This window comes from Micromonospora sp. NPDC005087, assembly GCF_042872965.1.
Lineage (GTDB): Bacteria > Actinomycetota > Actinomycetes > Mycobacteriales > Micromonosporaceae > Micromonospora.
In genome coordinates, this window is record NZ_JBIALB010000002.1 from 628872 (window position 1) to 642656 (window position 13785).

The 13785-nt window shown below is 72.0% G+C and carries 11 protein-coding genes; 9 read left to right on the forward strand and 2 right to left on the reverse strand.

Annotation, left to right across the window (positions count from 1 at the left end):
- Nucleotides 1–54 precede the first annotated feature (54 nt).
- From ACFYPS_RS08015 to ACFYPS_RS08055, 9 genes are all read left to right on the forward strand, one after another.
- Nucleotides 55–1452 carry an FAD-binding oxidoreductase gene (locus ACFYPS_RS08015; protein ID WP_354962827.1) on the forward strand — a complete coding sequence of 466 codons (1398 nt, stop codon included), beginning with the start codon at nt 55–57 and terminating at the stop codon, nt 1450–1452.
- Nucleotides 1449–2792, forward strand: coding sequence for a class I SAM-dependent methyltransferase (locus ACFYPS_RS08020; RefSeq protein WP_354962828.1), 1344 nt, complete (start codon nt 1449–1451; stop codon nt 2790–2792). The genes ACFYPS_RS08015 and ACFYPS_RS08020 overlap by 4 nt, the downstream gene beginning before the upstream one ends.
- Nucleotides 2793–2883: 91 nt before the next feature.
- Complete coding sequence (locus tag ACFYPS_RS08025) at nt 2884–3441, forward strand: helix-turn-helix domain-containing protein (RefSeq protein WP_354962829.1); 558 nt, start codon at nt 2884–2886, stop codon at nt 3439–3441.
- Nucleotides 3434–4312, forward strand: coding sequence for an SRPBCC domain-containing protein (locus ACFYPS_RS08030; RefSeq protein WP_354962830.1), 879 nt, complete (start codon nt 3434–3436; stop codon nt 4310–4312). Before ACFYPS_RS08025 ends, ACFYPS_RS08030 begins: the two co-directional genes overlap by 8 nt.
- 111 nt (nt 4313–4423) lie before the next feature.
- Nucleotides 4424–4657 (forward strand): zinc-ribbon domain-containing protein, encoded by a 234-nt coding sequence (locus tag ACFYPS_RS08035; protein WP_354962831.1) that lies wholly within the window; start codon nt 4424–4426, stop codon nt 4655–4657.
- A gap of 717 nt (nt 4658–5374) precedes the next feature.
- Nucleotides 5375–6286 carry a CHRD domain-containing protein gene (locus ACFYPS_RS08040; protein ID WP_387323501.1) on the forward strand — a complete coding sequence of 304 codons (912 nt, stop codon included), beginning with the start codon at nt 5375–5377 and terminating at the stop codon, nt 6284–6286.
- A 271-nt stretch (nt 6287–6557) separates the two neighbouring features.
- Nucleotides 6558–8909 (forward strand): putative bifunctional diguanylate cyclase/phosphodiesterase, encoded by a 2352-nt coding sequence (locus ACFYPS_RS08045; protein WP_387323504.1) that lies wholly within the window; start codon nt 6558–6560, stop codon nt 8907–8909.
- A gap of 50 nt (nt 8910–8959) precedes the next feature.
- On the forward strand, nt 8960–9718 hold the full coding sequence (locus ACFYPS_RS08050; protein ID WP_387323507.1) for a MerR family transcriptional regulator: 759 nt from the start codon (nt 8960–8962) through the stop codon (nt 9716–9718).
- A gap of 116 nt (nt 9719–9834) precedes the next feature.
- Nucleotides 9835–10620, forward strand: a complete 786-nt coding sequence (locus ACFYPS_RS08055) for a hypothetical protein (protein WP_387323511.1) — start codon at nt 9835–9837, stop codon at nt 10618–10620.
- Nucleotides 10621–10627: 7 nt separating this feature from the next.
- Here ACFYPS_RS08055 and ACFYPS_RS08060 read toward each other — a convergent pair whose 3' ends face one another.
- Together ACFYPS_RS08060 and ACFYPS_RS08065 are read right to left on the reverse strand one after the other, a co-directional pair.
- Nucleotides 10628–12007 (reverse strand): serine hydrolase, encoded by a 1380-nt coding sequence (locus tag ACFYPS_RS08060; protein WP_387323513.1) that lies wholly within the window; start codon nt 12005–12007, stop codon nt 10628–10630.
- 69 nt (nt 12008–12076) lie between these two features.
- Nucleotides 12077–13627 carry a gluconokinase gene (locus tag ACFYPS_RS08065; protein WP_354962837.1) on the reverse strand — a complete coding sequence of 517 codons (1551 nt, stop codon included), beginning with the start codon at nt 13625–13627 and terminating at the stop codon, nt 12077–12079.
- Nucleotides 13628–13785: the final 158 nt, after the last annotated feature.

Below are 13785 nucleotides of genomic sequence, written 5' to 3' on the forward strand. Positions count from 1 at the left end.
AATGGCCACCGTCGACATCCCACGGTTTCCGGGGTACGGGCGTAAGGTGATCACATGCGCGCTGAGCGTGTGGATCACTCCTTTGACCATGATCAAGCGGTGGACACGCTGCGGCGGTCGTACGCCGCGGTGCCCACGGGCGAGCCTGTCCGGCTCGCCAAACGCACCTCCAACCTGTTCCGCCCCCGGTCCGCTCCCCGGACCCCGGGCCTCGACGTGAGCGGCCTCGGCCGGGTGCTGTCGGTCGACCCGACCGGGCGCACCGCCGACGTGCAGGGCATGTGCACGTACGAGGACCTGGTCGACGCGACGCTGCCGCACGGGCTGATGCCCCTGGTGGTGCCGCAGCTACGCACCATCACCCTGGGTGGGGCGGTCACCGGCCTCGGGATCGAGTCGACCTCCTTCCGCAACGGCCTGCCACACGAGTCGGTACGGGAGCTGGACGTGCTCACCGGCTCCGGCGAGATCATCACCGCCCGGCCGGAGGGCGAACACGCGGACCTGTTCACCGCGTTCCCCAACTCCCTGGGCAGCCTCGGCTACGCCACCCGGCTCCGCATCGAGCTGCAACCGATCGGCCGGTACGTGGCGTTGCGCAACATCCGGTTCACCCGGCTGGAGGCGCTCACCGACGCGATCGCCGAGGTGACCGCGACCCGGTCCTGGGCCGGCGAACCGGTCGACGCGATGGACGGGGTGATGTTCAGCCCCGGCGAGGCGTACCTGGTGCTGGCCACGTTCACCGACGCGGCCGAGCCGCCCAGCGACTACACCGGCCAGGCGATCTACTACCGGTCGCTGCGCCAACGCACCCGTGACGTGCTCACCGCGTACGACTATCTGTGGCGCTGGGACACCGACTGGTTCTGGTGCTCGGCGGCGTTCGGCGCCCAGCACCCGGTGATGCGGCGGCTCTGGCCGGCGCGCTACCGGCGCAGCGACGTCTACCACCGACTGGTCCGGCTCGAGCACCGGCACCAGGTGGCCGCCCGGATCGACCGGCTGCGCGGCCAGCCGGCCCGGGAGCGGGTGGTGCAGGACGTGGAGATCCCGCTCGAACGTACCGCCGACTTCCTGCGCTGGTTCGCCGGCGCGGTGGGGATGAACCCGGTGTGGCTCTGTCCGTTGCGGTTGCGCGAGCCGGCGGGTCCCGGTTCGGCGCGGTCGTGGCCGCTGTATCCCCTCCGGCCGGGGCAGGACTACGTCAACATCGGGTTCTGGGGGAGCGTGCCGATCGCGTCCGGCGCCGCCGACGGCGACGTCAACCGCACGATCGAACGCAGGGTGTCGGAGTCGGGCGGGCACAAGTCGCTCTACTCCGACGCGTACTACGACCGGGACGCCTTCGATCGCCTCTACGGCGGCGACACGTGGCGCGCGGTGAAGGACCGCTACGACCCGGACCACCGGCTGACGGGACTGTACGAAAAGGCGGTAGCACGAGCATGAGCCTGACCGACCGAGATCAGGGGGCGGCGAGCGTCCCCGCCACCCCGCCGGCGGGGGGCCGGCATACGGGTCCGACCGTGGCGGATGTCGTCCGCGCGGTCACCGCGGGGCCGCTGCCGGTGCGGATCACCGGGTACGACGGCAGCGCCGTCGGCCCGACCGATGCCGGCATCACCCTGTCGATCCGTACCGAGCGGGGGTTGTCGTACCTGCTCACGGCCCCCGGCGACCTGGGCATGGCCCGGGCCTACGTCAGTGGTGACCTGGCGTTGCAGGGGGTGCATCCGGGCGACCCGTACGAGGCGCTGCGGGTGCTCAAGGACGAGCTGCGGCTGCGCCCACCGTCGCTGGCCGATGGGCTGACGCTGGTCCGGGGGCTGGGCTGGGAGCGGCTGCTGCCGCCGCCGGCCCCGCCGCAGGAGGCGCAACCGCGCTGGAAGCGGGTGATGAACGGGCTGCGGCACTCGCGGGTGCGCGACAGCACGGCGATCTCGCACCACTACGACGTCTCCAACGCCTTCTACGAGAAGGTGCTCGGCCCGTCGATGACGTACACCTGCGCGGTGTTCCGGTCTCCGGAGGACACGCTGGAGCAGGCCCAGGCGGCGAAGTACGACCTGGTCGCCGGCAAGCTGGCGCTCAAGAAGGGGATGCGGCTGCTGGATGTGGGCTGCGGCTGGGGCGGCATGGTGCGGCACGCCGCGCGCGAGTACGGCGTCAAGGCGCTCGGGGTGACCCTGTCGAAGGCGCAGGCCCAGTGGGCGCAGGCCGCGATCGAGCGGGAGGGGTTGACCGAGCTGGCCGAGGTGCGGCACCTGGACTACCGGGACGCGCCCGCGGAGCAGTTCGACGCCATCTCCTCGATCGGGTTGACCGAGCACATCGGGGTGCGCAACTACCCGGCCTATTTCGGGGCTCTGCGCGACCGGCTGCGGCAGGGCGGCCGGCTGCTCAACCACTGCATCACGCGGGCGGACAATCGCGCGCCGCACCGCTCCGGCGCGTTCATCGACCGGTACGTCTTCCCCGACGGGGAGCTGGCCGGCCCGGGTCGGCTGATCAGCGAGGTGCACGACGCCGGACTGGAGGTGCACCACGACGAGAACCTGCGCCAGCACTACGCGCTGACGCTGGCCGCCTGGTGCCGCAACCTGGTCGAGCACTGGGACTTCTGCGTCTCGGAGGTGGGTGCGGGCACCGCCCGGGTGTGGGGGCTGTACATGGCCGGGTCGCGGATGGCGTTCGAGCGCAACGGCATCCAGCTGCACCAGGTGCTGGCCACCCACAACGGCCCGGAGGGCCGGAGCAGCTATCCGCTGCGGCCCGACTGGCTGCCCTGACCGTCGCCGCCTGAAGCCGCGCCGAAAAGTCGGCGCGGCTTCTCGCGAAGCGATTGACAAACAAGTTTTGTACGTACAAACTGATTTTGCCATGAGAGACGTCCTGTACCTGGAGCAGATCGAGCAGGCCGAGGTCCTGCTCAAGCCGCAGCGCGTCGAGGTGCTGCGGCAACTGGCCGAACCGCGCACCTGCACCGAGGTCGCGGCCCGACTCGACCAGACGCCGCAGCGCGTCTACTACCACGTCAAGCAGCTCGTCGCGGCCGGCCTGGTCGAGCTGGTCAACGAGCGCAAGGTCCGCGGCATCACCGAGGGCATCTACCAGGCCGTCGCCCGCTCCTACTGGCTCTCGCCCCGGCTGGTCGGCCGGATCGGGCTGCGCCGGGCCCGTGACGAGCTGAGCCTGGGCTACCTGCTGGACCTGATGGAAGAGGTCCAGGCCGACGTCGCCGCCCTGGACCGGGCGGCGCCCGAGCTGCCCTCGATCGGGGTCTCCGGCGAGATCCGGGTGCCGGCCGAGCAACGCCAGCAGTTCCTGCACGACCTGCAAACCGCACTTCAGGACCTGTTCACCCGCTACGGCGGCAGCGAAGGGGATGCCTTCAAGCTCGCCGTGGCCTGCTATCCGAAAGGGAACGACCATGAGTGAACCATTGAAGGTGCAGGCCCGCCTCTCGGCGCCCGTCGGACGCGTCCGCCAGGCCCTGACCGACCCGGCCGAGCTGCGCCTCTGGCTGGCCGAGCACGCCGAGGTCGAGCTGCCCGAGCGGTACGAGTTCTGGGGCCGGTACACCCCCGAGGGTGACGCCCCGCACCAGCGGCTGCTGCACGCCGACGACCACACGCTGCGCTTCACCTGGCTGCTGGACGGGGTGGAGACCACCACCGAGTTCCAGCTGACCGCCGAGGGCGCGGACAGCACCGTGCTGACGCTGACGCAGAGCCACTTCGACTTCGCTGAGGCGATGAGCGGCTCCAGCATCCGCGGTGTGTTCCAGACCTACTGGGCGCTGGCCGTCGCCAACCTGGCCGCCCACCTGGAGGGCCGGCCGCTGCTGCCGCGCACCGACTTCACGTCCGCCGACCTGCGCGGCGAGCTGGTCATCGCTGCCCCCGCCGACAAGGTGTGGCAGTCGCTGACCGACTCCGAGCAGGCCAGCGCCTGGTTCGGCTACCCGATCGGCATCGAGCCCTGGGTCGGCGGCCGGTACGCCATGGGCGGCTTCGACGCCGGGTACGCGGCCAAGGTGGTCGACCTGGAGCCGGGCCGGAAGATGTCCGTCGACTGGGGACCCACCGGCGTCACGACCTGGGAGCTGGCCGAGTCCGGTGGCCGGACCACGCTGACCTTCGTGCAGAGCGGCTTCGACGAGGGCAACCCCCCGTACGCGGCCTGGAGCGGGTCGGTGTCCGGCCTGGCGGAGCTGCGCCGCTTCCACGAGGTGCCGGACTGGCAGCCGATCTGGCTCGCCGCCGACGTGCCCGGCCTGGAGCCCGAGGCCACCGCAGCGGCCAGCTGACGCGGTAACCGCTCCCGCGAGCGCCGGCCCACCGCACCACGGGCCGGCGCTCGCCGCGCTTCCGGTGGCCGCACGGGTGATTTACCGGGCCGGATTGGGTACTGACGTGCGATGTTCTTCATCTTTGGTCTCCGTACCAAGGCCGACCGTTTGGGTGTCGCACAGCAGGTCTGCCGCAACTGCGGCAACCACGCCGCGCAGGTGATCACCCGCCGGTCGACCAGGTTCACCCTCTTCTTCATCCCCCTCATCCCGATCCGCACCCGGTACGCACAGCAGTGCACGTTCTGCGGGGCGCAGTACGAGATCTCCAGGTCCGACGCCGAGCGCCTACCGGTGGGCTGAACCGCCGATGGCCCGTTTCCTGTGTTGGCTGATCGGCCGTCAACCTCCGCCTGCCGGCGCTCCGGTCCACACCGTCCCGCGCGCGCCCTGCACGCCCGGGCGGCGGAAACGCCGCCGTGCCCGCCGCCCGCTGGCCGGCACCGCGCTGCCCCGCTCGCCCTGGAACCGCTCCGCCGGCCGCTGACCACCTCCGTCGCACACCCACCTCCACCGCCCATACCGGTGGCTGGCGGCTGATCGGCCGCCTGGATCGCGGCAACGACCTGTCTCAGTTGCTGGTAGTCGCCGCCGGCCGACCCGGGGCCCGGTCGGCCGGGAGGTCTCGAACCTCGCGGCGCACCACCGCAACGAAGCGCCTGACCGCTGGAATCAGCGGTCAGGCGCTTCGTCGTTGCCTTCCCTCGAACCACCCGTGCGGCCGAAGAGCGGACCATTCGGAGCAATCCCGATGAATCTCGCTGACAGTCGGATCAGGGAAGACAGCCTGAATTAGGGAAGACAGCTCCTGTATCGGGCAAACATGGAACAATTTCACCATAGGGCGCCAACCGCCCTCGCGTGCCTGCGCCCTTGACGGGTGGTCAAGTGCCCCTGCCGATACCGGGCCCAGGCCTCGTCTAGGAGGGAACAGCAGTGATGGTGGGACGTACTCGACTCTGGGCTTTGGCGGTAACGGCCAGCGCGGCGGTGGCCGCGACCACCGTGGGAACCGCGGCCATGGGCGACGGGCGAGCCGATTCGGGCGACAAGCGCGAATCGCACGACTCGTGGGACTGGAGTGGCTCGCGGGATGAGAAGGGGCGGGACAAGAAGGAGACCGTGCGGGCGAGACTCAGCGGCTACGAGGAGGACCCGCTCACGATCTCGACGCCCGGGAACGGGCGGTTCGAGGCGAAGATCGACGAGCGGAACAAAGAGATCACGTACCGGCTGAGCTACGACGACCTGAAGGACGTCCAGCAGGCGCACATCCACTTCGGTGGGCGGCACCAGAGCGGCGGCATCGCGGTCTTCCTGTGCTCGAACATCAAGGACGGGAAGGGTGGCCCGTCGAAGGGCGTCCAGGCCTGCCCCGAGGCTCCGGCCACGATCAAGGGGACGATCAAGCCGGATGACGTGGTCGGCCCGGCCGACCAGGGCATCGAACCCGGTGAGTTCGACGAAGTCGTCGACGCGATCGAGGCCGGTGTCACGTACGTCAACGTGCACACCAAGAAGTATCCGAACGGCGAGATCCGGGGCCAAATCAAGACCGACGAGGACCGGGAGAAGAAGGACGAGGACCGAAACTGGGACGCCAGCGACAGCCGGGCCTGGGACGAGAGCGGCTCTGACAAGGGCGACGAGTGGGGCTCTGACAAGGGTGACGAGTGGGGCTCCGACAAGAGCGACGAGTGGGGCTCCGACAAGGACGACGAGTGGGGCTCCGACAAGGACGACGACTGGAACTCGGACAAGGGTGAGGACCGGGAGTCGGACAAGGGCCACGACAAGGGCGACGACAAGGCCGACGACAAGGCCGACGACAAGGCCGACGACAAGGCCGACGACAAGGCCGACGACAAGGCCGACGACAAGGCCGACGACAAGGCCGACGACAAGAGCGACGACAAGAGCGACGAGAAGTGATCCATCGGCACTCGACCGACTGAACGCCCGACCCGCATGACGGGGGTCGGGCGTTCGGCCGTGCCGGGTCCCACTGCGGTGCCGCCGTGCCCGCCGGGACCGGGAAGGCCGGGCTGCCGGGGCCGCAGTGTCGGGGACGCGACCGCCAGGGGTGCCCGGAACTCGCCGCTCGGCCCTGGCGAGGGCACGCGGGCGCTGGCTAGGCTCTCCAGGTTTGCCGGGGACCGGACCGTCCGTCGAGGTGCCCGCATGAGAGGGAGCCGGAGCGATCGTGCCGCCGCAGGACGTGAAGCAGGCCGACTCAGCGCGCGCCGCCCCGCCCCCCAGCGGCCCCGTGTCGGCCGGGGCACCGCCGGTCGGCCCTCTGTCGGACGGACCCAAACCGACGACCGTCGTACCAACCCCGGCCGGTCGCGCCGGCCTGCTCGCCGCGGCCGGTGTCGTGGTGCTGGAGGCGCTCTGGCTGGTTGCCGCGCTACCCGGCGCCGCGCTGGTCAGCGACCTGGGCGCGCTGCTGGTCGCCGGTTGGGCCACCGGCGCCTGCGCCGGGGCGGCTCGCCGGCACCCGGCTCCACTGCGCCGGTTCTGGACGCTGCTCGCGGCCACCATGGCGCTCGCCGCGCTCGGCCGGGCGATCTGGACGGCGCAACGGGTCGGCGGCGGGGACCTGCCGCACACCCCGCTGGTCGGGGCGGTCTTCACCGCCGGCATCCTCACCGGCACCGCCGCGCTGCTCTGCTCACCCTCCGCGCCCCGGACCGCCGTCGGGCGAGCCCGGGCGCTGCTGGACGGGGTGATCGTCGCGCTGGCCCTGGTGCCGATCGCCTGGGTGCTGGTGTTCCGTGACGTCGCCGCCGCCGAGCTGGCCGACCCGGCCCGCACGCTGGGACTGCTCTACCCGATGTTCGACCTGATGCAGCTCACCATCCTGGTCGCGGTCGCCGGCCCGGCCCGAACGCTGTGGCGGCCGATGAGCGTGCTCGCGGCCAGCCTCACCATGCGGGTGGTCGCCGATGCCGGGTACGTCTCGCTCGTCGCGCGCGGCGACTACGCCGCCGGTCATCTGATCGACCTGTGCTGGCCGCTGAGTTACCTGCTGATCGGCCTGGCCGCCGGGTACCCGCCGCCGCCGGACTGCGACGGCACCGACGAGACGGCCGAGTCGCCGCCGCCGTGGTGGCGGGTGGCGTTGCCGTACCTGCCGGTGGGTGGGGCGATCATCGCGGTGGCCCTGGCCCGCCGGCCCACCGGGCAGGCCCCGCAGCTGCTCTTCGTGACGATGATGGCGCTGGTCGCGGCCCTCGCGGTACGCCAGGGGCTGGCCGCCAACGAGAACCTGCGGCTGGTGGCCCGGCTGCGCCGGCTCGCGTATGGCGACCAGCTCACCGGTCTGCCCAACCGGCTGTTGTTCAACCGGCGGCTGCGCACAGCCCTGCGCGACGGCCGCCCGGTGGCCGTGCTGCTGCTTGACCTGGACGGGTTCAAGCAGGTCAACGACAGGTTCGGGCACGCCACCGGAGACACCCTGCTCACCGGGCTGGCGGCCCGGATGCGGACCGCGGTCAACGGTGACGGCACCATCGCCCGGCTCGGCGGCGACGAGTTCGCAGTGCTGGTCCACGGCGACCCACCGGTGCCGCCGGAGCAACTCGCCGAACGGCTGCTGGACGCCCTGCGACCCTCTGACGGAGACGAGGACGTCGGCGTGCATCCGTCGGCGAGCATCGGCATCGCCGAGTACGGCCCGCAGCACGCCTCCCACACCGACCTGCTGCGCGACGCCGACATCGCCATGTACGCGGCCAAGGCGGCCGGGAAGTCCGCGTACCGGACGTGCACCCCGGCGCTGCGCGAGTCGGCCGTGTCCCGGGCCGAGCTGATCGCCGACCTGCGCCGGGCCGTCGACGAGGAGCAGTTGCACCTGGAGTTCCAACCCATCGTCGACCTGGCCACCGGCGCGGTGCGCAGCGCCGAGGCCCTGGTGCGCTGGCGGCACCCCCGGCTCGGGACGCTGCCGCCGGCCCGTTTCCTGCCGCTGGCGGAGGAGACCGGGCTGATCCTGCCGATCGACCGCTGGGTCATCTACGAGGCGTGCCGGGCCGCGGCGACCTGGCGGGACCGGGCACCGGAGGCGACCATCGCGGTGAACATCTCCGCGGCGCACCTGCGTCGGCCGGACCTGATCGCCACGGTCACCGAGGCCACCGCCGACGCCGGTCTGGCGCCGCGCGCCCTGACCCTGGAGCTGACCGAGTCGGCGCTGATCGAGGGGACCGAGGCGGTGCTGGAGCGGCTGCGCCAGCTCCGGGAACTGGGCATCGGCATCGCCATCGACGACTTCGGCACCGGCTACTCGTCGCTGAGCTACCTGCACCGCATCCCGGCCACCGAGCTGAAGATCGACCGTTCGTTCGTGGCCCGGCTGGGGGCGGACGAACGGGCGTACGCCACGGTGGAGATGGTCACCCGGCTGGCCGGCGCGTTCGACCTGGCGGTGGTCGCCGAGGGGGTGGAGACCGAGCGCCAGCACGCGGCGGTCACCGCGATCGGTTGCCCACGCGGTCAGGGCTATCTGTACGGGCGGCCGGGCGGCCCGGGCACGGTGGGTCAGAATCGGCCTTGACCCTGACGTAGCGGCAGGCGGGAGCCTGGTTCCCGGAAGGGAGGGGAACCATGGCGTACACGGTGGGTCAGGTCGCGAAGGTCGCCGGCGTGACGGTACGAGCGCTGCACCACTACGACGAGATCGGGCTGCTCTCGCCGAGCGGGCGAACCGCGGCCGGCTACCGCCGCTACGACGACGCGGACCTGGAACGGTTGCAGCTCGTCCTGTACTACCGGGAGCTGGGTTTCCCGCTTGAGGAGATCGCCGCCATCATCGACGACCCGGCGGCCGACCCGGCCGCGCACCTGCGCCGCCAGCACGAGCTGCTGACGGTACGGATCAAGCGGTTGCAGGAGATGGTCACGGCGATCGAGTTCGCGATGGAGGCGAGCAAGTTGAACATCCAACTCACTCCGGAGGAGCGGTTCGAGGTCTTCGGTGACTTCAACCCCGAGGAGCACGAGGCCGAGGCCGAGCAGCGCTGGGGCGACACCGACGCGTACCGGGAGTCGAACCGGCGGGCGTCGCGCTACACCAAGGACGACTGGCTGCGGATCAAGGCGGAGAACGAGGACTGGGGCCGGCGGATCGTCGCGGTGCTGGCCTCGGGCGCCCCGGCGGACGGCCCCGAGGCGATGGAACTGGCCGAGGAGCACCGGCAGATCATCGGCCGCTGGTTCTACGAGTGCTCGTACGAGGTGCACACCGGGTTGGCCGACATGTACCTGGCCGACGAGCGGTTCACCCGGCACTACGAGGACATCGCCCCGGGGCTGGCGGCGTACCTGAACGAGGCGATCCACGCCAACGCGATCAGCCGCGCCTGATCGGGAGGCCGACCGGAAACAGGGGTCGGTGCGGTCCGGCTAGTCTGGCCGGACCGCACCGCGGTCAGCGTCGATCGGCCACCGGCCGGCGGGCGCGCCGCTCGGGGGAGATGACCGTGAACAAGCCGAAGCTGGTCGCCGCGGGCGCCGTTCTGGTCGTGGCGATCGCCGCCGGGGTGTGGGCCCTGGTCGCCGGGGGCGACGAGCCCGACGCGGGTCGCCCGGCGGCCGGCGCGTCACCCGCCCCGGCCGCGACCGACCCGGTCAGCGTGCTGGTCGCCGCGGCGACGAAGATCGACCAGCAGACCTACAAGCTGACCCTGGGCGCCGGCGGGGAGGCGGGCGGGGACGGCACGGTGGTGCTCTGGGACCCGAAGGCGCGGCGCGGCCTGGAGACCACCTCCCTCAAGGTGCCGACCGGCGAGGTGAAGATCGAGCGGCTGACCACCGGGCCGGACGTCTACGTGCGGGTTTCCGCCCCGGACCGCCGGGTCCCCGTCTGGGACGGCCGCACCTGGTGGCACGTCGGCGCCCCCGGCGCGCCCGCCGCCAAGCAGGGCCTGGACAACACCCGACTGGCCGGCACGTTGACCGCGCCGGCCCAGGTCCGGCAGACCGGAGTCCGGGAATACGCCGGCACGCTGGACCTGCGCGAGAGCGGCGCGGTGCTGGGCAGCGGGGTCGGGGCCGTGCTCGGCGACCGGGCCGCGGCAGTGCCGTTCACCGCCACCGTCGACGAGCAGGGGCGGCTGGTCCGCTACCGGATCGAGTTGGCCAGCGAGCAGTCGCAGACCGCGCAGCTGGACCTGACGTACTCGGACTTCGGTCTCCCGGTGACGGCGGAGCCGCCGGCGGCCGACCTGGTCGGCGAGGACCCGCCGGCGAACATCCCCGGCGCCTGAGCCCGGCTCACTCCTCATAGGCCCCGTCCGTCGGGGTGACGAGGTAGTCGTAGACGGTGCGGGCCATCCGGCGGACCGTCTCGTCGCCGGTGTCCATCGGCCCGGCGGTGAGGAACGCGACGGCGGTCTCCGAGCCGGGGATCAGGTAGTAGCCGACGTCGTGCGAGGCGTCCGGCAGGTCACCGGTCTTGTGCGCCACCGGCACCCCGGGCGGCAGCGCCGCCGGGATCTTGGTGTTGAGGGTCTGTTCCCGCATGAAGCCGATCATCAGGTCGCGGGAGGCGGGGGTGAGGATCTCGCCGTCCCAGACCGCGCCGAGCAACGACACCACGTCGTCGGGGCTGGTGTAGTTCTCCTCGCCGCGCTGGGCCGCCGCGCTGTCGAGCATTCGGCGGGCCAGGATGGTGGACCGCTGGTTCATCGAGTCGATCAGCGCGTTGACCGGGGCGAACCCGCCCAGGTAGGTGATCAGCACGTTCGCGGCGATGTTGTCGCTGTACTTGATCAGGTACTGGGCGAGCCGGTGCAGGGTGACCACCTGCGGGAACGTCTCGAACTGCAGCTGACCGGTGCCGCCGACCACGTCGGCCGGGGTGACCAGTACGCCGTCGTCGAGGGAGACCTGTCCACAGTCGACGCGGCGGAGCAGTTCGACCAGGATCCACAGTTTGATCACGCTGGCCGCCTTGGGGCGGAGCGAGCCGTTGACCGCGATCTGCTGATCGCCGTACTGGCCGGACAGGTCCCGGACGGTGACCCCGGCAGGGTTGAGGCTCGCGTCGGCGACCACCCGGGCGAGCTGCCCGCTGAGCGGGAACAGCCGGGCTCCCGCGACCGGATCGGTGGGCGGCTGTGGGCTGGTGACCACCACGCCGGTCAGCTCGGTCGGCGGGTGGTGGTGCCGGGTCACCGCAAGCGTGCCCTGACTCCGCCCGATCAGCGGCACCCGGTACCGGTAGCTCCTGCCCTCGACGGTGACCTCGCCACTGGCGACCCCGGCGTCGACGCGCATGTCCGGGTCGGCGACCCGGCCGGTGTCGCCGTCGCAGGCCCGGTACCGCACGGTGTGCCCGAGCGAGTCCACCGCGAACACCCCGCCGGGGAACGACAGCCAGGACACCTCGCTGGTCGGCGTCCGCTCCGGCGTCGGCTCCGCCCCGGGCTCGTCCCCCGGGTCGGCTCCGTCCGCTTGCCCGACCCCGTCCGCTTGCTCGGCCCCGTACCCCGGCTCGCCCTGGTGTTCCGGCCCCGCGCCGGGACCGTCCGCGGTGGCCGGCCCGGTCGTCGCGACCATGATCAGCGCGACCGCCGCGATCAGCCACTTCCGGGGTACGCGGGTGGGGGTGACCAGCTGAGAAGATGAGTGCTTCTTGTCGCTTTTTCTCACGTTTGCACGATATGGAGCGTGAGCGGCGGGTGGGGTCGTCGGGATCGGCGTCACCCGTCCGGGCGGTTGTCAGGTCGGTGGCGCCGTGGGGAAGCGCTCCGTGGGCAGGCTGGGCGCGAGCCGGCGCATGGAGAAGAACGTGGGCGCCAGCGCGTCGTACAGTTCGGCGAAGAGCGGCAGCAGCGCCGCGTACGTGGCGGCGGCGGCCGGGTCCGGGCGGACGGTCTCCTCGATCCGCGCCAGGTCGGTGGCCACGTCGATGCTGGGGATCAGGCCCAGCGCCTGCATGCCGAGCAGGGCCGCGCCGAAGCCCGACCCCTCGGGCCCGGCCGGGAAGCTCACCGGCAGGCCGAGCACGTCGGCGAGCATCTGCCGCCACAGGCCGCTGCGGGCGAAGCCACCGCCGGCCCGGATCTCGCGGACCTCGTTGCCGGCCGCGCGCACGGAGCTGAGCACCAGCGCGAGCTGCTGGCAGACCCCCTCGAGCGCGGCCCGTATCAGGTGCTCCCGGCGGTGCGCGTGGGTCAGCCCCACGTACGCGCCGCGCGGCAGCGCGCTCCAGTGCGGCGCCCGCTCGCTGTGCAGGTAGGGCAGCATGATGAGCCCGCCCGAGCCGACCGGCGCCCGGGCGGCCAGCGCCACAAGCTCCTTCTCGGAGCGCTCGCCCAGGTCCGGGGCGAGCGCCTCACCGGCCCAGCGGAGCACGATGCCGCCGTTGTTGATCGCGCCGCCGACGACCCAGCGGTCCTCGGTCAGCGCGTAGCAGAACACCCCGCCGAGCGGGTCCACGCCAGGCCGTTCGACCGTCGCCCGCATGGCGCCGCTGGTGCCGATCGTGCAGGCCACCATGCCGGGGCGCACCGCGCCGAGGCCCAGGTTCGCCAGCGGCCCGTCGCCGGCGCCGACCACCACCGGGGTGCGCTGCGGCAGGCCGGTCGCCGCCGCGGCCTGCGGGGTGAGCCCGGGCAGCACGGTGGTGGTGGAGACCAGTTGGGGCAGCTGGTCCTCGGTGATGCCGGCGATGGCCAGCGCCTCGCTGTCCCACTCCAGCCTGTGGATGTCCATCAGGCCGGTGGCCGAGGCGACGGAGTGGTCGGTGACCAGCGCGTCGCAGAGCCGCAGGAGCACCCAGTCCTTGATGCCGACCCAGTGGGCGACCCGTTCGAAGAGCTTCGGCTCCTGCTCGGCGAACCAGAGCAGCTTGGGCAACGGCGACATCGGGTGCATCGGTGTCCCGGTCCGCCGGTGCAGGGCCAGGCCGGACGGCACCGCCCGCAGGCGCTCGGCCTGCCGGGTGGCTCGCGCGTCGGCCCAGGTCAACGACGGGGTGAGCGGGTTGCCGGCCGGGTCGAGCCCGATCAGGCTGTGCATCGCGGAGCCGAACGACAGCCCGACCACCGGTTCGTCCAGCTCAGCCACCACCACGCGGATCGACTCCAGCACCGCGTCGAGGATGAGGTGCGGGTCCTGCTCGGCGTACCCGGGCTGCGGACCGTCGAGCGGGTAGCCGACCGACTGGCTGGCGAGCTGTCGCCCGCCGGTGTCGTACGCGACGGTCTTGGTGCTGGTGGTGCCGACATCGACGCCGATCACCACCCCGGGCCGGATGCTCTGCGGCACGATCGTCACCCCCTCCGCACGGCGGTGTCGCGGCGTCGCCACCCGGCTGCGGCTGACGTTACCGAGACAGCGACCGGCGGCACGCCGGACCGCATGAACGTCGGCAGCACTATCGCCCTATCGTGCTGTTTGCTCCGCCGATCGGCTACTTCGCCCCT

Bases quoted from the DNA above. Each gene is read 5' to 3' on its own strand.
- ACFYPS_RS08015 (WP_354962827.1), top strand. From the start codon at position 55: ATGCGCGCTGAGCGTGTGGATCACTCCTTTGACCATGATCAAGCGGTG.
- ACFYPS_RS08020 (WP_354962828.1), top strand. From the start codon at position 1,449: ATGAGCCTGACCGACCGAGATCAGGGGGCGGCGAGCGTCCCCGCCACC.
- ACFYPS_RS08025 (WP_354962829.1), top strand. From the start codon at position 2,884: ATGAGAGACGTCCTGTACCTGGAGCAGATCGAGCAGGCCGAGGTCCTG.
- ACFYPS_RS08030 (WP_354962830.1), top strand. From the start codon at position 3,434: ATGAGTGAACCATTGAAGGTGCAGGCCCGCCTCTCGGCGCCCGTCGGA.
- ACFYPS_RS08035 (WP_354962831.1), top strand. From the start codon at position 4,424: ATGTTCTTCATCTTTGGTCTCCGTACCAAGGCCGACCGTTTGGGTGTC.
- ACFYPS_RS08040 (WP_387323501.1), top strand. From the start codon at position 5,375: ATGGGCGACGGGCGAGCCGATTCGGGCGACAAGCGCGAATCGCACGAC.
- ACFYPS_RS08050 (WP_387323507.1), top strand. From the start codon at position 8,960: ATGGCGTACACGGTGGGTCAGGTCGCGAAGGTCGCCGGCGTGACGGTA.